This is a genomic window from Roseovarius sp. CH_XMU1461 (genome assembly GCF_037027165.1).
GTDB lineage: Bacteria > Pseudomonadota > Alphaproteobacteria > Rhodobacterales > Rhodobacteraceae > Roseovarius > Roseovarius nubinhibens.
This window is the reverse complement of sequence record NZ_JAYMDV010000001.1, coordinates 858,101-876,359: the sequence shown is the minus strand read 5'-3', so window position 1 is coordinate 876,359 and position 18,259 is coordinate 858,101. Positions and strand designations below refer to the sequence as shown.

Sequence of the window (18,259 nt, the reverse complement as noted above, 5' to 3'; positions counted from 1 at the left end):
CTGCGGGCGCCAAAAAGGATTGCATGAGTATATGGCACGCTTTTTCATCGACCGACCGATTTTCGCCTGGGTCATTTCGATCCTGCTGATGGGGGTCGGGGTCTTGTCGATCCTGATCCTGCCGGTGGCCCAATATCCAGAGATCGCGCCGCCCACGGTGCAGGTCAACGCAGTCTATCCCGGGGCCTCGGCAGAGACGGTCAACAACACGGTCACGCAGGTGATCGAAGAGCAGATGACCGGGCTGGATGGGCTGCGCTATATCAGCTCGTCCTCGACCTCGACCGGGGCCGCGAATGTCACGCTCACCTTTGAGACCGGCACCGATGCCGATATCGCGCAGGTGCAGGTGCAAAACAAGCTGAGCCAGGCCTCGACGCTGTTGCCCGAGCAGGTGCAGCGTCAGGGCGTGTCGGTGGAGAAATCCTCGGGCGGGTTCCTGATGGTGATTGCGCTGGTGTCGACCGATGGCCGTCTCGAGGCGCTCGACCTGTCGGATTACCTCGTGGCGAGCATGGTCGATGAGTTCAGCCGTCTCGAAGGGGTCGGCAATGTGCAGGTGTTCGGCGCGCAATATGCGATGCGGATCTGGCTCGACCCGGAAAAGCTCAACGCGTTCGAGCTGACCCCGGCGGATGTGGTGCAGGCGGTCTCGGAAGAGAACGCGCAGGTGTCGGCGGGCTCGTTCGGGTCGCTGCCGGCGGTGGATGGGCAGATGCTCAACGCGACGATCACCGCGCAATCGCTGCTCAGCACGCCGGAGGATTTCGAACAGATCGTGATCCGGGCCGAGACCGATGGCGGTCTGGTGCTCGTCCGCGATGTGGCGCGGGTCGAGATCGGCGCGGAAAGCTATGCCACCTCGGCGCATTACAATGGCGCGCCGACGGCGGGTATGGCGATTCAGCTCGCCACCGGGGCCAATGCTCTCGACACGTCGGAGCGGGTCAAGGAAAAGCTCGAGGATGTGTCGGCCTTCTTCCCCGATGGGGTCGAATACCGCATTCCCTATGACACCACGCCCTTTGTCGAAATCTCGATTGAATCGGTGGTGCACACGCTGTTTGAGGCGATCGGTCTCGTGTTCCTGGTGATGCTTCTGTTCCTGCAGAACCTGCGGGCGACGCTCATCCCGACGCTGGCGGTGCCGGTGGTTCTGTTGGGGACGTTCGGGATCATGGCGCTCTTTGGGTTCACCATCAACACGCTGACCATGCTGGCGATGGTTCTGGCCATTGGTCTGTTGGTTGATGACGCCATTGTGGTGGTCGAGAACGTCGAGAGGATCATGGAGGAAGAGGGGCTCGGCCCCTATGAGGCGACCAAGAAGTCGATGGATCAGATCACCGGCGCGCTGGTGGGGATCGCCCTCGTCCTGTCGGCGGTGTTCATTCCGATGGCCTTTTTCGGCGGCTCGACCGGGGTGATCTATCAGCAGTTCGCGATCACCGTGGTGTCGGCGATGATGCTCTCGGTGCTGGTGGCGGTGACGCTGACCCCGGCGCTCTGTGCGACGATGCTGCGCAAGCCCGAGCATGGCGCGAAAGAGCGCGGCATCTTTGGCCTGTTCAACCGCGGGTTTGACAAGCTTACCAATGGCTATGCGGGTACGGTCGGCTATGTGATCAAGCGGCCGCTGCGGGTCGGAATCCTCTATCTGATGATCGGCGGGCTGATGGCGTTTCTCTTTGTGCGCACGCCGACCGGGTTCCTGCCCGAAGAGGATCAGGGCATTCTCTTTACCATCGTGCAGGGGCCGACCGGATCCTCGGCGGAGCAGACCGAAGAGGTGCTCAGCAAGGTGCGCAATTATTACCTCGAGCAGGAGGGCGAGCTGGTCAATTCGGTGTTCACCGTGAACGGGTTCAGCTTTGCCGGGCAGGGGCAGAACATGGGCATCGCCTTTGTCAGCCTCAAGGATTGGGACGAGCGGACCGAGCCGCAACAGAGCGTCGGGGCGCTGGCGGGGCGGGCCTTTGGCGCGTTCTCGCAGATCCAGGAAGGGTTTGTCTTTCCCATCGTGCCGCCGGCGGTGATCGAGCTCGGCAATGTCAGCGGGTTCGATTTCTATCTGCAGGCGCGGAACGGGCAGAGCCATGAGCAGGTGATCGAGGCGCGCAATCAGCTCATCGGGATGGCGATGCAGGGCGGCAAGATCGCCTCTGTCCGGCCCAACGGGCTTGAAGATGCGGCGCAGTTCAAGCTCGACGTGGATTGGCAGGCGGCGGGGGCGATGGGCCTGTCGGCGTCCGAGGTTGGCAATCTGTTGTCGGTGGCCTGGGCCGGGCGCTATGTGAACGATTTCCTCGACCGGGGCCGGATCAAGCGGGTCTATGTGCAGGGTGATGCGCCCTATCGCATGGTGCCCGAGGATATCGAGCGCTGGCGGGTGCGCAATGCCACCGGTGGGCTGGTGCCGTTTTCCAACTTTGCCGAAGGCAGTTGGGAATACGGGGCGCAGGGGCTCTATCGCTATAACGGCATTCCGGCGGTGCAGCTGCAGGGCAGCCCGGCGCCGGGGGTGACCACCGGCGAGGCGATGGCCGAGATCGAGGCGCTGGCGGCGCAATTGCCGCCGGGCTACGAGGTGGCCTGGACCGGGCTGTCGCTCGAAGAGCGCGAGTCGGGCAGTCAGGCGGGGCTTCTCTATGCGCTGTCGCTGGCGGCGGTGTTCCTCTGTCTCGCGGCGCTTTATGAGAGCTGGTCGATCCCGGTGGCGGTGATGCTGGCGATGCCGATCGGGATCACCGGGGCGCTGATTGCGGCGTGGCTCGGGAGTTTCGAGAACGGTGTCTATCTGCAGGTGGCGCTGCTGACGGTGATCGGTCTGACCGGCAAGAACGCAATTCTCATCGTCGAGTTTGCCCGAGAGCGCATGGATGCCGGGGCGCCGCTTTACTCTGGGGTGACGGAGGCCGCGAAACAGCGGTTCCGGCCGATCCTGATGACCTCGATGGCGTTCTCGCTGGGGGTGCTGCCGCTTGTTCTGTCGAGCGGGGCGGGCTCTGGGGGGCGGACGGCGATTGGGAGCGGTGTGCTCGGCGGGACCTTGTCGTCGACGATGCTCGGGGTGATCTTTGTGCCGGTGTTCTTTGTGATCATTCATCGGCTTACCAAGGGTTGGCGCAAGACGCGGCCTGGTGCGGAGACGGTCAAAAGCTAAGCGGTATTGCGGCTGTAACAGGTCTGTAACCCCCCGGTCCGATAGGCCGGGGGGTTTGCGTTTGCCGTTACAAAACCATCATCCAAGTGACATGCGGGCGTAACAGAAAAGGCTCAGGAAGCCCTCGACGCAATTGGGGGCTGTTATGCTGATCGTTGAAAATCTGACCAAGAGATTCGGGCAGAGCACTGCTGTGGATGCCGCGAATTTCACCGTCGAGAAACCGGCGCTGATCGGGATCATCGGACGGTCGGGTGCGGGCAAGTCCACGCTGCTGCGGATCATGAACCGGATGACCGATACCACCGAGGGTCGCATCCTGTTCGAAGGGCGCGATGTGCTGAGCCTGACCGGCGCCGAGAAGCGCGGCTGGCAGTCCGATTGCGCGATGATCTTTCAGCAGTTCAACCTCGTGCCGCGGATGGACGTGGTGTCGAATGTTCTGCATGGCACGCTCAGCAAGCGCAGCACGCTGGCCACGATGTTCAACCTCTATCCGACCGAGGATGTGCATAAGGCCATCGATATTCTCGACCGTCTCGGCATTGCCGAGAACGCCGCCAAACGCGCCGAGGCGCTGTCGGGCGGGCAGCAGCAGCGGGTCGCCATCGCGCGGGCGTTGATGCAGGATCCGAAGATCATTCTCGCCGACGAACCGATTGCCAGCCTCGACCCGATGAACGCGCAGGTCGTGATGGATGCGCTGCGCCGCATTCACGAAGAGGACGGGCGTATGGTCGTCGCGAACCTTCACACGCTCGACACCGCCCGGCGCTATTGCGACCGGATCATCGGGATGCGGGCCGGGCGGATCGTGTTTGACGGCACGCCCGAGCAGCTGACCGCCGGGGTCGCGCGCGACATTTACGGTGCCGATGCGAGTTTCAACGAAGGGGCCACATCGACCGCGATCGATCAGCCCATCGCCGTTCCTGCCTAACCCTTACCTGGCGTCTCCCGGGGGTCGGGAGGCGCGAACCAACCGGAGATAGTTCAAATGAAAACGCTTGTTGCCGCCATTCTGGCCAGCACCGCCCTCGTCGTCCCTGCTGCGGCGGAAGAGATCAAGGAATTCCGCATCGGCATCCTCGGCGGCGAAAACGCCCAGGACCGCATGAACAGCAATGAATGCCTGCGCGAAAAGACCCAAGATCTTCTCGGCGTCGAAGCCAAGCTCTTTGCCCCGGCCGATTACAACGGTGTGATCCAAGGCCTGCTGGGCGGCACCATCGACATGGCGTGGCTCGGCGCATCGGCCTATGCCAAGGTCTATCTGAGCGATCCCGAAGCGGTCGAGCCGATCCTCGTCAAGGTCAACAATGACGGTGGCTATGGCTATTACTCGGTGGGTTTCGCCCGCAAGGATGCCGGGATTGCCTCGCTCGACGACATGAAGGGCAAAGTGTTCGGCTTCGGTGATCCCAACTCGACCTCGGGCTTCCTGATCCCGTCGATCGAGATCCCTGAGGCGACCGGGTCGACCATGACCTCGGGCGATTATTTCGGCGAAGTGAAATTCACCGGCGGCCATGAGCAGACCATCGTTGCAGTCAACAATGGCGATGTCGACGCGGGCGTGACCTGGGCCGACGGTCTGGGCGAATGGGAAGATGGCTATAACTCGGGCGCGCTGCGCAAGGCGGTTGATGCCGGTCTCGTCGACATGAACGACCTCGTGGAAATCTGGAAGTCGAAGCCGATCCCCGAGGGTCCGGTTGTTCTGCGCAGCGAGCTGCCGTCGGACGTCAAAGTCAAGATGACCGCGCTGATGGCGTCGCTCAAATCGCTCGACGAAGACTGCGCCTATGGCGTGCTGCAGGGTGAGGCCAAGGGTTTCATGCCGATCACCCATGACGCCTACAACGCGATCATCGAAGCACGCAAACTGAAGTCCAACTGATTTCAGACCACCATCTGCGGACCCTGCCCCGGCGGGGTCCGTAATTTATTGCGAGGGACGCAAGGTGCAGACATTGCTGGGTGACGGTCCACGGCCCGTCGCGGATATCCGATCCGACTATCTTGGCGCGATGCGCCGCAAACGCATTTACGGCGGCATTCTTCTGGCGCTTTTCGTGGCGCTGATGGTCGGCGGGTTTGACCTTGCCGACAGTCGCAACGCGGGCGGATTCTGGAGCGGGTTGCACCGGATTTTCGATTTCCCCGGCGAGGTTCTGGGCGAGGCGGCGGAGAAGATCGCGCTTTTGCCCGCGCATCTGGTGACCTATCTGCCGGCGCTGATCGAGACGATCAATATTGCCGCCGCCGCGACGCTTACCGGCGCGCTCTTTGCCATTCTTCTGTCGCTGCTGGCGACGCGGGGTCTGGCGAAATGGCCGCGCCTCATTCCGGTGTTTCGCCGGGTCATGGACATCATGCGGGCGGTGCCCGAGATCGTTATCGCGCTGGTGCTGATCTTTGTGCTGGGCGGTGGCCCGGTGCCGGCGATGATCGCCATCGCCTTTCACACGGCTGGCGCGCTCGGCAAGTTGTTTTCCGAGGTTAACGAGAATGCCGATATCAAGCCGGTGGATGGGCTCGCGTCGGTCGGGGCGACCTGGAGCCAGCGCATGTGGCTTGGCGTGATCCCGCAGGTGAGCCCGAACTATGTGAGCTATGCGCTCTTGCGGTTCGAGATCAACATTCGCGCCTCGGCGATCCTCGGCTTTGTCGGGGCGGGGGGCATTGGCTATGAGCTCAAGAACGCGATGAGCTGGGGCCAGGGTAAATATGACGAGGCGGCGGCGATCTTCATCCTGCTGTTCCTGTCCATCGTGCTGGTCGATCAGCTGTCATCGGTGGTGCGTCACAAGCTTACAGAAGGACGCGCGGCATGAGTGTGGCGACGCTTGGCAACATGAAGACCGAAGCCGACCGCCGGTTTCAGAAGAAACGGCGCTGGGGCTTTGCCCTTCCGGCGGTGATTGTGGTCTATCTCGCCTATATCTTTTTCAGCTTTGACATGGCGGGTGTTCTCGCGCGCTCCAGCTCTGAGAATGCGCGCACGCTGGTGGCGGACAGCTATAGCTACAAGACCCATGTCAGCCGTGACAATCGCAATGGCGCGGTCGAGATCGCCATCGAGGGCGAGCGCAAGGGGACCTATCCCGAGGGCATGTCGCCGGACTGGGTGACGCTGGGCGAGACCAGTGTGATCGACCTTGGCGCGGGGCATGTAGTGACCTTTGGTCAGGAAATCGTCAGCTATGACATTCCGGGCTATGGCGCGATCACCGCGCGGCCGGGACGGCAAGGCGCGCAGGCCGAGTTTCCGCCGGGCGATCTGCCCGAGTGGATCAACGCGTCGAAAAACCGGGTGACGATCACCACCGAGGCGGGGCGGTTGACCATCACCCGCAACCGGACCGAGGTGCTGCGCTATTTCACCGGCTGGGAGCTGTTTTTCTTCACGCTCGACAGCCCATTCCATGGCAAGGGGTTTGCCGAGCTGGTGGGGCTGGCGTTTTCCGGCGATCAGGTGGTGCCGGGTCAGTCGAATATCTCGGCCATGTGGGACGGGTTCATCAACAATGCGATGTGGCGGCATGGCGAGGTCTATTGGGCGATCTTCGAGACGATCCTGATGGCGTTTCTCGGCACGTTCGGGGCGGCGATCGTGGCGCTTCCCCTGGGCTTTATGGCGGCGCGGAATTTCACCCCGCTGAAGAGCGTGCGCTTTGCCATGCGGCGGGTGTTCGATTTCCTGCGCGGGGTGGATGCGCTGATCTGGACCATCGTTCTGGCGCGGGCCTTTGGGCCGGGGCCGCTCACCGGGGCGCTGGCGATCCTGCTGACGGATACCGGCAGCTTCGGCAAGATGTTCTCGGAGGCGTTGGAGAATGTCGATAGCAAGCAGATCGAAGGCGTGCAGTCGACCGGGGCCAAGCCGTTGCAGCGCTATCGCTTTGGGGTGATCCCGCAGATCACGCCGGTTCTGCTCAGCCAGGTTCTCTATTACCTCGAATCGAACACGCGGTCGGCGACGATCATCGGGGCGATCACTGGCGGTGGCATCGGCTTGCTGCTCACCCAGGCGATGATCACCCAGAAGGATTGGGAAGAGGTGAGCTATTACATCGTGCTCATCATCATGATGGTGATGGCGATGGATTGGCTGTCGGGGATGCTGCGCCGGCGGCTGATCAAGGGCGACGATGCGCCCGCGAAGAAGGCCAAAACACCGGCACCAAAGGCCGGGCCGCTGCCGGTATGAGCGGGGTTGATCCGAGCCGGCCCCGCATCGGTGCGGGGTCGGAGGTGGTGAATTCCCAGATGGGGCGGTTTGTGGCGCTCGGTCAGGGGACGCGGCTGCTCAATTCCAGCATGGGCGATTACAGCTATACCGACCGCTATGCCGATATTGCCAATAGCGAGATCGGCAAGTTCTCCAATATCGCGAGCTTTGCGCGGATCGGGCCGACCGATCATCCGCTCGACCGGGCGTCGTTGCATCACTTCATGTATCGCTCGGCGGAGTATTGGGAGGATGCGGCGGATGATGCGGCGTTCTTTGCGCATCGGGCGTCGCGGCGGGTGGTGGTCGGGCATGACACCTGGATCGGTCATGGCGCGATGGTGATGCCCGAGGTGCGCATTGGCCATGGCGCGGTGGTTGCGGCGGGGGCGGTGGTGACCAAGCCTGTGGACCCCTATCAGGTCGTCGCAGGCGTGCCGGCGCGGCCGGTGCGGGCGCGGCTTGCGCCTCAGCTGGCCGAGCGGCTGATCGGCTTGGGCTGGTGGGACTGGTCGCATGAGGCGGTGGGCAAGGCGCTGGCGGATTTCCGGGCCCTGCCGGTGGCGGAATTTCTCGAGAAATACGAGGGCTGATCCCGTCAGTCGTCCGGCGAGATCGTCAGGGTGACGCGATCCCCGGCAAACCAAGTCTGACCGTATTCGACGGGCCGGTTCCCTGCATCGACATTGATGCCGACGCTGCGCAGGATCGGCGCGCCTTCGGGGATGCGCAGATGGGTCGCCTGAGTGGCGGTGGCGGCCTTGGCGGTAAGCCGGGTGGAGATCCGGGTGTAGTCGTCGAGACCCGAGCGGCGCAGCGCCTCGGTGACGGAATTGGTTTCCTGCAGATGGGTGAGAATGTCGGGGAAGCGGGCGGTCGGAAAGAGCGACCGGGCCAGCGCCATCGGTGCGCCATCGGCGAAAGACAGGCTTTCATAGACGGAGACAGAGGCGCCTTCGGGCAGCTGGAGCGCCTCGGCCTCGCGCGGGTCGGCGAGCCGGACTTCGATGCGCAGCGTGCGCTTGTCGGGGATCTGGCCCGCGGCCTGCAGGCTCTGGTGGAAACGGACGCGGCGGCCGAGCGGATAATCGGTCGGTTTGGCGGTGACAAAGACCCCCGAGCCGCGTTGCGAATGGGTCAACCCGGCCTCGGCGAGCGCGGCGATGGCGCGGCGCACGGTGTGGCGGTTGACGCCGAAACGGGCCGATAATTCGGCCTCTGTGGGCAGCTTGTCCCCGGGCCGATAATGGCCGTCGGCGATCTCGCTTGTGAGGGTGGCGGTGATTGTCTTCCAGATCGGATTTCGGGCCATGGGCACTCTCGTCATTAGAATTTCACAAATCATCGCTTGCGACTCGTGGGTGAGTCGTGGCTATATTTGTCTAGTTGTATAATAACATAGACAAGTTGAAAAGGTGTCTACGCATGACGAAAAAACGTCAGACATGGATGGGCCTTTTGGCGCGGGCCCCGTCAGAGCGGGTTATCGCGCTCTGGGACGGGATCGGAAAAGCGCCGGCATTTAGCTGGGCGCGGATGCCGGAAACCGGTGGTGTCATGGTCCGGGGCCGGATGGGCGGCACCGGCGACGCGTTCAACATGGGCGAGGTCACGGTGACGCGCTGTGCGCTGCGGCTCGAGACCTGTGGCACCACGGGACATGCCTATGTGCAAGGCCGCAGCCGCCGTCATGCCGAGATCGCGGCGCTGGCTGATGCGCTGTTGCAGACCGATGCGGCGGCGACAATCGAGACCGGGTTGCTCGACCCGTTGCAGCGCGAGGAAGAGGCGCGCCGCGCCAGCCGCGCCGCCAAGGCCGCCGCGACCAAGGTCGATTTTTTCACGATGGTACGGGGAGAGGACGCATGAGCGCCGATACATTGCAAGGCGGGTTCGCCGATGCGCCGCGCGAGGCGGCGAGGGCGTTTCGCGCCTGCCTTGACGTGATGGCGAGGCCGGGCACGATTGCCGAGGTGAGCGGCGCGGTGCCGCCAGCGCCGCTGTCGATCGGGACGGGGGTGATCCTGCTCACGCTCTGTGATCCCGATACGCCCGTCTATCTCGCGGGGCGGATGGACAGCCCCGAGATCCGCCAATGGATCAGCTTTCACGCAGGCGCGCCGATCACCGGGACGCGGGCCGAGGCGAGCTTTGCCTTTGGCACCTGGGAAGAGCTGCTGCCGCTCGCGGAGTTCCCGATTGGCAGTGCCGAATATCCCGACCGGTCGACCACGCTGGTGGTGGCGCTGGACCGGCTCGAGCCCGACATGGGCGCGCGGATCAGCGGGCCGGGTATTCGCGATGTGGCGCGTCTGCCGCTGCCGGATACCGAGGCGTTTCAGGACAATCACCTGCTCTATCCTCAGGGGCTCGATTTCTTTTTCACGGCTGGAGCGCGCATCGCCGCCCTGCCGCGCAGCACGAAAGTGGAGGGCGTCTGATGTATGTCGCTGTCAAAGGGGGCGAAAAGGCCATCGACAATGCCCATGCGTGGCTTGCCGAAGAGCGCCGGGGCGACCCGCAGGTGCCCGAGCTCAGCCTTGCGCAAATCCGCGAGCAGATGGCGCTCGCGGTCAACCGGGTGATGTCCGAAGGCTCGCTCTATGATCCCGATCTCGCGGCGCTGGCGATCAAGCAATCGCGCGGCGATCTGATCGAGGCGATTTTCCTGATCCGGGCCTATCGCACGACGTTGCCGCGTTTTGGCGCGACGCGGCCCATCGAGACGGGCGAGATGCGCTGTGAACGGCGGGTGTCGGCGACGTTCAAAGATCTGCCCGGTGGGCAAATCCTCGGGCCGACGTTTGACTACACGCACCGTTTGCTCGACTTCAAACTGGCGGCAGAGGGGGAGGCCCCGCAGCCCGCCGAAGAGGCCGAGGGCAGTGCCGGGCCGGTGCCGCATGTGACCGAGTTTCTCAACCGAGACGGGCTTATCGAGAGCGAAGCGCGGGACGAGGCGGTGCCGCCGGATCTCACCCGTGCGCCGCTTGAGCTGCCGGCCAATCGCGCCTTGCGTCTGCAATCGCTGACACGGGGGGATGAGGGATTTCTGCTCGGGCTCGCCTATTCGACGCAGCGCGGCTATGCGCGCAACCATGCCTTTGTGGGCGAGCTGCGCATCGGTGCGGTGGCCATCGAGATGGATATTCCCGAACTCGGCTTTGCGGTGGAGATTGGCGAGATCACCGTGACCGAATGCGAGACGGTGAACCAGTTCAAGGGCTCCAAGACAGAGCCGCCGCAATTCACCCGGGGCTATGGGCTTGTTTTTGGGCAGACCGAGCGCAAGGCGATTTCCATGGCGCTTGTCGATCGGGCGCTGCGCTGGCGTGAGCTCGGCGAAGAGAACCAAGGCGCGCCGGCACAGGATGAAGAGTTCGTCCTGAGCCATGCCGACAACATCCAGGCGACCGGGTTCCTCGAACATATCAAGCTGCCGCATTACGTGGATTTCCAATCCGAGCTTGAGCTTATCCGCAAGATCCGCGCCGAGGCCGAAGCCTATCAGGCGGCGCAGAATAAAACCCCGGAGGCCGCAGAATGACCGAGTATAACTTCGCCTATCTGGATGAGCAGACCAAGCGGATGATCCGCCGTGCCATCCTCAAGGGTATGGCGATCCCGGGCTATCAGGTGCCCTTTGCCAGCCGCGAAATGCCGATGCCCTATGGTTGGGGCACGGGAGGCGTGCAGGTGTCGGCGGCGGTGCTGACGCCCGAGGATTGTTTCAAGGTGATCGATCAGGGCGCCGATGACACCACCAACGCGGTGTCGATCCGGCGCTTTTTCGAGAAGACCGCCGGGGTGGCGGTGACCGAGCGCACCGCAGAGGCGAGCGTGATCCAGACCCGGCACCGCATCCCCGAAGAGGCGCTGCGCGAGGATCAGATCATCGTCTATCAGGTGCCGATCCCCGAACCGCTGCGCTTTCTCGAGCCGCGAGAGACGGAGACGCGCAAGATGCACAGTCTTGAAGAATATGGGCTCATGCATGTGAAGCTCTATGAGGATATCGCCCAGCACGGCAATATCGCCACCGCCTATGCCTATCCGGTCAAGGTCGAGGGGCGCTATGTGATGGACCCGTCGCCGATCCCGAAATTCGACAATCCCAAGCTCGAGATGGACGCCATTCAGCTCTTTGGGGCGGGGCGCGAACAGCGGATCTATGCGCTGCCGCCGCACACGAAAGTGGTCAGTCTCGATTTCGAGGACCACCCGTTCGACCCGTCGAAAGCCGATCATCCCTGCGCGATTTGCGGGGCCGAGGACAGCTATCTCGATGAGGTGATCACCGATGATGCGGGGGGGCGGATGTTTGTGTGTTCGGATACGGATTATTGCCGGGGGCGGGTCGAGGCCGCAGCCGGTGCAAAGGCGGAGGATGCCGCATGACGACCCCTCTTCTCTCAGTGCGAGATATCGAGAAACGCTATGGTGCGCGGATTGGCTGTACCGGGGTGAGATTTGATCTCTACCCCGGCGAGGTGATGGGCATCGTGGGGGAATCCGGGTCGGGAAAATCGACCCTTCTCAATTGCTTGGCCGGTCACCTCACGCCGGATCAGGGCGAGGTCATCTATCATGACCGGCAGGGCGTGGGACGCGATACGGTCACCATGTCCGAGCCGGAGCGGCGGATGCTGAGCCGGACGGACTGGGCCTTTGTGCATCAGAACCCGCGCGACGGGCTTCGGATGGGGGTCAGCGCCGGGGGCAATGTGGGCGAAAGGCTCATGGCTGTAGGACATCGGCATTACGGCGGTATTCGGTCGGTGGCGACGGACTGGCTTGGCCGGGTCGAAATTGCCGATGACCGGATCGACGATCGCCCGTCGAGCTTCTCGGGCGGGATGCAGCAGCGGTTGCAGATCGCGCGCAACCTAGTGACCGGGCCGCGGCTGGTCTTTATGGACGAGCCGACCGGCGGCCTCGATGTGAGCGTGCAGGCGCGGCTTCTCGATCTGTTGCGCGGGCTGGTGCGGGAGATGGGGCTGTCGGTGATCCTGGTGACCCATGATCTCGCGGTGGTGCGGCTGCTGGCGGATCGGCTCATGGTGATGAAATCGGGCCATGTGGTCGAGACCGGGCTGACCGATCAGGTGCTCGACGATCCGCAGCACGCCTATACCCAGCTTCTTGTTTCTTCCGTTTTGCAGGCCTGACCCATGATCGAGATCGACAACCTTTCCAAATCCTTCACCCTGCACAATCAGGGCGGCGCCGAAATCCCGGTGATGGCGGGCGCCAGCCTGCGTGTGGCCGCGGGGGAATGCGTGGCGCTCACCGGGGCGTCGGGGGCCGGAAAATCGACCCTAATGCGGATGATTTACGGCAATTACCTGTGTCAATCGGGCAGCATCATCGTCGGCGGTGTCGACATCGCCCGGGCCGAGCCGCGCGAGATATTGGCGCTGCGCCGCGAGGTGCTGGGCTATGTCAGCCAGTTCCTGCGGGTGGTGCCGCGGGTGCCGACGCTCGATGTGGTGGCCGAGCCATTGCTGATCGTGGGCGAGGATGAGACCCGGGCGCGCGAACGGGCGGCGGAGCTGCTGGCGCGGCTCAATATCCCCGAGCGGCTCTGGTCGCTGTCGCCCACGACCTTTTCCGGTGGTGAACAGCAGCGGGTCAATATCGCGCGGGGCTTTGCCCATGATTACCCGGCGCTGTTGCTCGATGAGCCGACGGCGAGCCTGGACGCGGCCAATCGCGAGGTGGTGATGAGCATGATCGAGGCGGCCAAGGCGCGCGGCGCGGCGATCATTGGCATTTTCCACGACGAGGCGGCGCGGGATCGGCTCTGTGATCGGGTGGTGGATGTCACCCGCTTTGTGCCGGGGCTGGCATGAGCGGGGCGGACTTGGATAAGGCCGGGCAGCTCGTCGCGGTGGTCGGCCCCTCGGGGGCGGGCAAGGATACCGTTCTCGATGCCGCCTGCCGGGCGGCGCCCTGGCTTGTCCGGGCCAAGCGGGTGATCACCCGCGACGAGGACAAGGGCGGCGAAGATCATATCGGCGTCAGCGACGAGGCGTTTGAAGCCGGTCTCGCGGCGGGGGCGTTTCTCTTTCACTGGCAGGCGCATGGGCTGCGCTATGCGGTGCCGGTGAGCGTGGTTGCGGCGCTGAAAGAGGGCAAGACCGTGCTCTTTAATGGTTCGCGCGAGGCGCTGCCGGAGATCATGGAGAGCTATCCGGCGCTGCGGGTCGTGGTGATCACCACGGATCGCGAGACCCTGTCGCGCCGCCTCGAAGAGCGCGGGCGCGAGACAGCGGCAGAGATCGAAAAGCGGCTCGAACGTGGGCGAATTGCGGTGCCTGAGGGCATCCCTTTCATGGAGATCGACAACAGCGGCCGGGTGAAGGACAGTGTGGCGCAGCTTCTTGCGGCGCTGGGGCAGGTGGAGACGGCGGCATGAGACGCGCGCGCGATTTTTCCGCCCTGACATATGGCTGTGACACGGACCCGCTAGCGGCAACCGGCACTAAAGGACGAAAGCGATGAGCAAGACGATTTTTACGAATGCCGCGATTGTGCTGCCCGATGAGGTGATCCACGGATCGGTGACGGTCGAGGCGGGCGAGATCACCGATATTTCGAGCGGCGGCACGCAGGTCACGGGGGCGCATGATCTGGACGGTGATTACCTGATGCCCGGCATGGTCGAGCTGCATACTGACAATCTCGAACGGCATATTCAGCCGCGTCCCAAGGTGGCCTGGCCGCATATGTCGGCGCTCATCGCCCATGATGCCGAGCTCGCCGCGGCGGGGATCACCACCGTGTTCGATGCGATGCGGGTGGGCTCGATCCTGTCGGGGCAGGGGGCGGATTATGGCAAATACGCCCGGCAGCTCGCGACCGAGCTGTTGGAGATGCGCGAAAAGGATGTGCTGCGGATCAGCCATTTCCTGCATCTGCGGGCGGAAATCTGTTCCGAGACGCTGCTCGATGAGCTCGACGAGTTCGGGCCGGAGGATCGGGTGCGTATCCTGAGCCTGATGGATCACACGCCGGGGCAGCGGCAGTTTCGCGATATTTCCAAGCTCAAGGAATATGTCTGTGGCAAGCACGGGCTGTCGGATGCCGAGTTTGAACAGCATGTGGACGACCGCCGTAGCCTGAGTGCGCGGTTGGGGGCCAAGCATGAGGCCGGCGCGGTGGCGGCGGCGGCGCGGCTCGGGGCGGTGATGGCGAGCCATGACGACACCACAGCCGAGCAGGCGCGGGTGTCGGCCCGGCTTGGCGTGCGGCTGGCGGAGTTTCCGACCACGGAAGAGGCGGCGCGCGAGAGCCGGGCGCAGGGGCTGGCCACGATCATGGGCGGGCCGAACCTGGTGCGCGGCGGATCGCATTCGGGCAATGTCGCGGCCTCGGTTCTGGCGGAAAAAGACCTGCTCGACATCGTGTCGTCGGATTATATTCCCGGCTCGCTCTTGGCGGCTGGTGTGATGCTTGGCGATCTTTGGGACGATGTGGCGCGGGGGATCAAGACGGTGACGGCCAATCCGGCGCGGTTTAGCGGGCTCGACGATCGGGGCGAGGTTCGTCTGGGCGCGCGGGCGGATCTGTTGCGGATGGCACGGATCGAAGGCACGCCGGTGGTGCGCGAAACCTGGGTGCGCGGGCGTCGGGTTTGTTAGGGCATTTGGGCTGTAACAGGGTCTATTGTTAGGCGAATTGAAAAGGCCGGTGCGGGGATGCACCGGCCTTTTCCCTTTGCAAGTCGCGGGCGGGCCTAGCCGATGCGGCCCTCTTTGCGGATGGCGGCGATGGCGGTGTCGACAATCTCGGGCGAGTCGCCGACATAGGTCGTCGGATCGAACAGCGCGTCGAGCTCTGCCTCGGTCAGCGCGCCGGCGATGGCGGCGTTGTCGAGCAGCGCCTCTTTGAAGGTGACGCCGGCCTCGATACCCTTCATCGCGGCCTCATAGACCTCTTCATGGGCGGTCTGTTTGCCGAGCTTGTCAGCGGCGGCGAACATGATGCGTTCGGCCAACGCATAGCCTTTGAGCAGCTTGAGATTGTTCAGCATGCTCGCTTTTTTCACTTCGAGACCGCCGAGCACGAATTTCTGATTGGCGAGCACCACCGAGAGCATCAGGCAGATTTCGGGAATGATCTTCCATTCCATCTTCCACACGGCACCGTCGCGTTCATGTTCATGCTTGGTGATGTCCGAGAGCATGTTGATGTTGGACTTGAGCGTGTTGCTCACGGTGACAGAGTTCTCGGTCACCGCCGGGTTGCGTTTGTGCGGCATGGTGGAAGAGCCGACCTGACCTTCGCCGAAGGGTTCGGCGATCTCGTCAAATTCATTATGGGCGAGCAGCAGGAGCTGATTGCCGATCTTGTTGAGCGTGGCGTTGATGCCGCCCATGACGGCGCCGAATTCGTAGAAACGGTCGCGGGCGGGCTGCCACGAGATGTTGGGCGTGCCGAGGCCGAGATGGGTGTTGACCGCCTTTTCCATGTCATGCGCCTTGGGGCCAAAGGAGGCCTTGGTGCCGACCGCGCCGACGATCGAGCCGACAAAGACACGCGGCGCAATCTCGTCGAGCCGGGCCAAGTGACGGTCGATTTCCGACAGCCAGATCGCCGCCTTGAAGCCGAAGGTGATTGGGATCGCCTGCAGCGACAGGGTGCGACCCATCATCGGCGTGTTGCGGTGCTCTTCGCTCAGCCGCAGCAGGTGGTTGGCCATTTCGAGCAGGTCGCGGCGGATGACGTCATAGGCGTCCTTCATCTGCAGCACGAGGCCGGTGTCGATGATGTCCTGGGTGGTGACGCCGAAATGGACATATTCACCGGCGCCGTTTTCGCAGGCATGTTCGAGGGCGCGCACCACGGGGACCAGCGGGTGTTTGGTCACCGCGAGGAGATGCAGCACGAGATCCATATCGATGGCGTCGAATTTCGACTTGGCGGCGATTTCCTCGGCGGCGGCGGTGGGGATCATCCCGAGCTTGGCCTGTTCGAGGGCGAGCGCCGCTTCGACGTCGAGCCAGCGCTGAATGCGGGCTTGGTCGTTGAAGATGCCGCGCATCTCTTCGGTGGACCAGGAATTCTTGAGAAGGACGGAATCGAAAACGCTTGTACCCATAAGTGGTTCTCCGGTGGTTAGGTGTCGTTTGGCGGGATCAGGCGGCGGCCGCGAAGGAGGCCGCGAGATCCGCGATGAGATCGTCGATATGTTCGAGCCCGGCGTGAAACCGGATCATTTGCCCGTCATGGGCGGGGTTGGGAGCCCCGGTGCCGCTGTGAAGGCCAGTCGTTTCATCATGTGCTCCCTTTGATGTCTGTGGCGGCCCCCGAGGGGCGAATTCGATTGAGGATCGATAGGGAAGCTGAATTCATTTGTAAAATTAATATTATTACTGAATATATCAGCCAAAATGAACAGTTGAGACCGCCGATGACACCTGATTTTCAGCTTTCGCATTTACGAACCTTGATCGCGATTGAGCAGGAGGGGAGCTTTAGTGCGGCGGCGCAGAGGTTGGGGAGGACGCAGTCGGCGGTGACGCAGCAGATGCAGAGTCTGGAGAAGATCGTCGGCACGCCGTTGTTCGTGACGAAGGGGCGGCGGCGGGAGTTGACGGAGGCGGGGCAGACCTTGCTGCGGCACAGCCATGAGATCGTATCCCTTTGTAAACAGGCGATGTCGGCCTCGGGGCTCAGCCAGAACACCGGGGTGATCAAGCTCGGCGCGCCGTTGGAGATTGCCAATGACCTGTTGCCGGAGCTCATTCAGAGCTTTGTCGAGCGTTGGCCCGGGGTGCGGGTGGTGCTGGCGGTGGAGCGCAGCGGGATCTTGATGAAAATGCTGGAAGAAGGCGCGCTCGATTTAACCCTTTCGACATGGCGGTCGGGGAGCACCGAGGGGACGCGGGTGCGGATGCTGAGCGTGCATTGGATCGCGGCGAAAGGCTGGCAGCATCGGCCGAATGAACCGCTGCCTCTGGTGGTCCCGGACGCGCCGAGCATGTTCCGGCGGATCGCTTTGTCGGCGCTCGATCTCGATGGCTGGACCTATTTCGAGAAGTTCACCTCGCGGACCCCGGCGGGCATCCGGTTCGGCATCGAGGCGGGGATCGGGATCACGGCGCGGACCAAGAGCGCGTTTCGCTCGGATATCGAAATTCTCGACACGAAACTCGGCCTGCCGTCGCTGCCGCATGTGTCCTATTACCTGCACAGATCGCTGCACAAGAACCGGCCCGAGGTGGAGGATCTCTATGGGATGATCCTCGAGAGGGCGGCGAGGGACGCGGCGGTAACGCCTTAGGTACATGGCGAAATCCCCGCCCAGCACGCGGCGGGGCGGGGGGGGACCCGAGGCAGGGCGGGGGCGAACCGGCGCCCTATCAGATCCAGTAGTAAGGCACCTGATAATGGTCATGGGTGCGCTGATCCCAGGCGCGGTCGGCGTACCAGTCGTTGGTGCGATCCGGCGCGCTCTGGACCTCTTCGGGGGTGATGTCGGAGACAAAACCGCCCTTGTTCGTGTCGTAGTTCAGCTTGCCCCAAGGCACCGGGCGGTGGTCTTCGCCGATGCCGAGAAAGCCCCCGAACGCCATGACCGCATAGGCGACCTTGCCGCTTTGCTTGTCGATCATCAGGTGGTCGATGGTGCCGACATTGGTGCCATCGGGGCTATAGACCTCGGTGCCGTTCACATCCGAGGACGATACGAGTGTTGCGCGTGTTGTGGTGGTCATTTGATCCTCCTTTTCCTTGGTGTTGGGGCAACAAATGAGCCTGCCGTGCGTTCCGTTCACAGACCCGAACCAAAGCGCGGTCGGCAGCATCTGGCCGACATGCGGTATCACGTCGGTATGACGACGGTATCGCGACTGCAC

18 protein-coding genes are annotated in these 18,259 nt (G+C 63.3%); 15 read left to right on the top strand and 3 right to left on the bottom strand.

Annotated features, from left to right (window positions below; translation table 11 throughout):
• Window positions 1-31 precede the first annotated feature (31 nt).
• The 6 genes from WA237_RS04155 (at window position 32) to WA237_RS04130 (ending at window position 7,990) form a co-directional block, all read left to right on the top strand.
• Complete coding sequence (locus WA237_RS04155; RefSeq protein ID WP_336096784.1) at window positions 32-3,163, top strand: efflux RND transporter permease subunit; 3,132 nt, start codon at window positions 32-34, stop codon at window positions 3,161-3,163.
• Window positions 3,164-3,308: 145 nt separating this feature from the next.
• Window positions 3,309-4,103, top strand: a complete 795-nt coding sequence (gene phnC / locus WA237_RS04150) for a phosphonate ABC transporter ATP-binding protein (RefSeq protein ID WP_009813282.1) — start codon at window positions 3,309-3,311, stop codon at window positions 4,101-4,103.
• A 57-nt stretch (window positions 4,104-4,160) separates the two neighbouring features.
• Window positions 4,161-5,063: a phosphonate ABC transporter substrate-binding protein gene (phnD, locus tag WA237_RS04145; protein ID WP_336096783.1), complete on the top strand. Its 903-nt coding sequence runs from the start codon at window positions 4,161-4,163 to the stop codon at window positions 5,061-5,063.
• Between the two features lie 64 nt (window positions 5,064-5,127).
• Window positions 5,128-6,000, top strand: coding sequence for a phosphonate ABC transporter, permease protein PhnE (gene phnE, locus WA237_RS04140; protein ID WP_420806181.1), 873 nt, complete (start codon window positions 5,128-5,130; stop codon window positions 5,998-6,000).
• Window positions 5,997-7,376 (top strand): phosphonate ABC transporter, permease protein PhnE, encoded by a 1,380-nt coding sequence (phnE, locus tag WA237_RS04135; protein ID WP_336096782.1) that lies wholly within the window; start codon window positions 5,997-5,999, stop codon window positions 7,374-7,376. Before phnE (WA237_RS04140) ends, phnE (WA237_RS04135) begins: the two co-directional genes overlap by 4 nt.
• Entirely contained in the window at window positions 7,373-7,990 is a 618-nt protein-coding gene (locus WA237_RS04130; protein WP_336096781.1) for a chloramphenicol acetyltransferase, read from the top strand. Before phnE (WA237_RS04135) ends, WA237_RS04130 begins: the two co-directional genes overlap by 4 nt.
• Window positions 7,991-7,995: 5 nt before the next feature.
• Here the strand turns inward: WA237_RS04130 and phnF are convergent, their stop codons facing one another.
• Entirely contained in the window at window positions 7,996-8,709 is a 714-nt protein-coding gene (gene phnF / locus WA237_RS04125) for a phosphonate metabolism transcriptional regulator PhnF (protein ID WP_216015333.1), read from the bottom strand.
• Window positions 8,710-8,822: 113 nt separating this feature from the next.
• Between phnF and phnG the strand changes: the two genes are divergently transcribed.
• The 8 genes from phnG to WA237_RS04085 all read left to right on the top strand — a co-directional run bounded on the left by phnG (window position 8,823) and on the right by WA237_RS04085 (window position 15,040).
• Complete coding sequence (phnG, locus tag WA237_RS04120) at window positions 8,823-9,266, top strand: phosphonate C-P lyase system protein PhnG (protein WP_336096780.1); 444 nt, start codon at window positions 8,823-8,825, stop codon at window positions 9,264-9,266.
• The gene (gene phnH, locus WA237_RS04115) at window positions 9,263-9,838 is read left to right on the top strand and encodes a phosphonate C-P lyase system protein PhnH (RefSeq protein ID WP_336096779.1); all 576 of its coding nucleotides are present in this window, start codon (window positions 9,263-9,265) and stop codon (window positions 9,836-9,838) included. Before phnG ends, phnH begins: the two co-directional genes overlap by 4 nt.
• A complete protein-coding gene (locus WA237_RS04110) occupies window positions 9,838-10,944 on the top strand; it encodes a carbon-phosphorus lyase complex subunit PhnI (protein WP_336096778.1) in 1,107 nt (368 codons plus the stop codon). The genes phnH and WA237_RS04110 overlap by 1 nt, the downstream gene beginning before the upstream one ends.
• Complete coding sequence (locus WA237_RS04105) at window positions 10,941-11,795, top strand: alpha-D-ribose 1-methylphosphonate 5-phosphate C-P-lyase PhnJ (protein ID WP_216015329.1); 855 nt, start codon at window positions 10,941-10,943, stop codon at window positions 11,793-11,795. Before WA237_RS04110 ends, WA237_RS04105 begins: the two co-directional genes overlap by 4 nt.
• Complete coding sequence (gene phnK, locus WA237_RS04100) at window positions 11,792-12,565, top strand: phosphonate C-P lyase system protein PhnK (RefSeq protein ID WP_336096777.1); 774 nt, start codon at window positions 11,792-11,794, stop codon at window positions 12,563-12,565. Before WA237_RS04105 ends, phnK begins: the two co-directional genes overlap by 4 nt.
• Before the next feature lie 3 nt (window positions 12,566-12,568).
• The gene (gene phnL, locus WA237_RS04095) at window positions 12,569-13,249 is read left to right on the top strand and encodes a phosphonate C-P lyase system protein PhnL (RefSeq protein ID WP_336096776.1); all 681 of its coding nucleotides are present in this window, start codon (window positions 12,569-12,571) and stop codon (window positions 13,247-13,249) included.
• The gene (gene phnN / locus WA237_RS04090; RefSeq protein WP_336096775.1) at window positions 13,246-13,815 is read left to right on the top strand and encodes a phosphonate metabolism protein/1,5-bisphosphokinase (PRPP-forming) PhnN; all 570 of its coding nucleotides are present in this window, start codon (window positions 13,246-13,248) and stop codon (window positions 13,813-13,815) included. The genes phnL and phnN overlap by 4 nt, the downstream gene beginning before the upstream one ends.
• An 82-nt stretch (window positions 13,816-13,897) precedes the next feature.
• Window positions 13,898-15,040: an alpha-D-ribose 1-methylphosphonate 5-triphosphate diphosphatase gene (locus WA237_RS04085; RefSeq protein WP_336096774.1), complete on the top strand. Its 1,143-nt coding sequence runs from the start codon at window positions 13,898-13,900 to the stop codon at window positions 15,038-15,040.
• A gap of 95 nt (window positions 15,041-15,135) precedes the next feature.
• On the opposite strand, the gene purB is transcribed toward WA237_RS04085, so the two are convergent.
• Window positions 15,136-16,500 (bottom strand): adenylosuccinate lyase, encoded by a 1,365-nt coding sequence (gene purB / locus WA237_RS04080; RefSeq protein WP_336096773.1) that lies wholly within the window; start codon window positions 16,498-16,500, stop codon window positions 15,136-15,138.
• A gap of 192 nt (window positions 16,501-16,692) precedes the next feature.
• Here purB and WA237_RS04075 point away from each other — a divergent pair, with 192 nt between their 5' ends.
• The gene (locus WA237_RS04075) at window positions 16,693-17,685 is read left to right on the top strand and encodes a LysR family transcriptional regulator (protein ID WP_336096772.1); all 993 of its coding nucleotides are present in this window, start codon (window positions 16,693-16,695) and stop codon (window positions 17,683-17,685) included.
• Between the two features lie 79 nt (window positions 17,686-17,764).
• On the opposite strand, the gene WA237_RS04070 is transcribed toward WA237_RS04075, so the two are convergent.
• A complete protein-coding gene (locus tag WA237_RS04070) occupies window positions 17,765-18,118 on the bottom strand; it encodes a PRC-barrel domain-containing protein (protein ID WP_156783329.1) in 354 nt (117 codons plus the stop codon).
• Window positions 18,119-18,259: the final 141 nt, after the last annotated feature.

Bases quoted from the DNA above. Each gene is read 5' to 3' on its own strand.
- purB (WP_336096773.1), bottom strand. From the start codon at position 16,500: ATGGGTACAAGCGTTTTCGATTCCGTCCTTCTCAAGAATTCCTGGTCC.
- WA237_RS04070 (WP_156783329.1), bottom strand. From the start codon at position 18,118: ATGACCACCACAACACGCGCAACACTCGTATCGTCCTCGGATGTGAAC.
- WA237_RS04110 (WP_336096778.1), top strand. From the start codon at position 9,838: ATGTATGTCGCTGTCAAAGGGGGCGAAAAGGCCATCGACAATGCCCAT.
- phnL (WP_336096776.1), top strand. From the start codon at position 12,569: ATGATCGAGATCGACAACCTTTCCAAATCCTTCACCCTGCACAATCAG.
- WA237_RS04155 (WP_336096784.1), top strand. From the start codon at position 32: ATGGCACGCTTTTTCATCGACCGACCGATTTTCGCCTGGGTCATTTCG.
- WA237_RS04085 (WP_336096774.1), top strand. From the start codon at position 13,898: ATGAGCAAGACGATTTTTACGAATGCCGCGATTGTGCTGCCCGATGAG.
- WA237_RS04130 (WP_336096781.1), top strand. From the start codon at position 7,373: ATGAGCGGGGTTGATCCGAGCCGGCCCCGCATCGGTGCGGGGTCGGAG.
- phnC (WP_009813282.1), top strand. From the start codon at position 3,309: ATGCTGATCGTTGAAAATCTGACCAAGAGATTCGGGCAGAGCACTGCT.
- phnH (WP_336096779.1), top strand. From the start codon at position 9,263: ATGAGCGCCGATACATTGCAAGGCGGGTTCGCCGATGCGCCGCGCGAG.
- phnD (WP_336096783.1), top strand. From the start codon at position 4,161: ATGAAAACGCTTGTTGCCGCCATTCTGGCCAGCACCGCCCTCGTCGTC.
- phnN (WP_336096775.1), top strand. From the start codon at position 13,246: ATGAGCGGGGCGGACTTGGATAAGGCCGGGCAGCTCGTCGCGGTGGTC.
- WA237_RS04075 (WP_336096772.1), top strand. From the start codon at position 16,693: ATGTCTGTGGCGGCCCCCGAGGGGCGAATTCGATTGAGGATCGATAGG.
- phnF (WP_216015333.1), bottom strand. From the start codon at position 8,709: ATGGCCCGAAATCCGATCTGGAAGACAATCACCGCCACCCTCACAAGC.
- phnE (WP_336096782.1), top strand. From the start codon at position 5,997: ATGAGTGTGGCGACGCTTGGCAACATGAAGACCGAAGCCGACCGCCGG.
- phnK (WP_336096777.1), top strand. From the start codon at position 11,792: ATGACGACCCCTCTTCTCTCAGTGCGAGATATCGAGAAACGCTATGGT.
- phnG (WP_336096780.1), top strand. From the start codon at position 8,823: ATGACGAAAAAACGTCAGACATGGATGGGCCTTTTGGCGCGGGCCCCG.
- WA237_RS04105 (WP_216015329.1), top strand. From the start codon at position 10,941: ATGACCGAGTATAACTTCGCCTATCTGGATGAGCAGACCAAGCGGATG.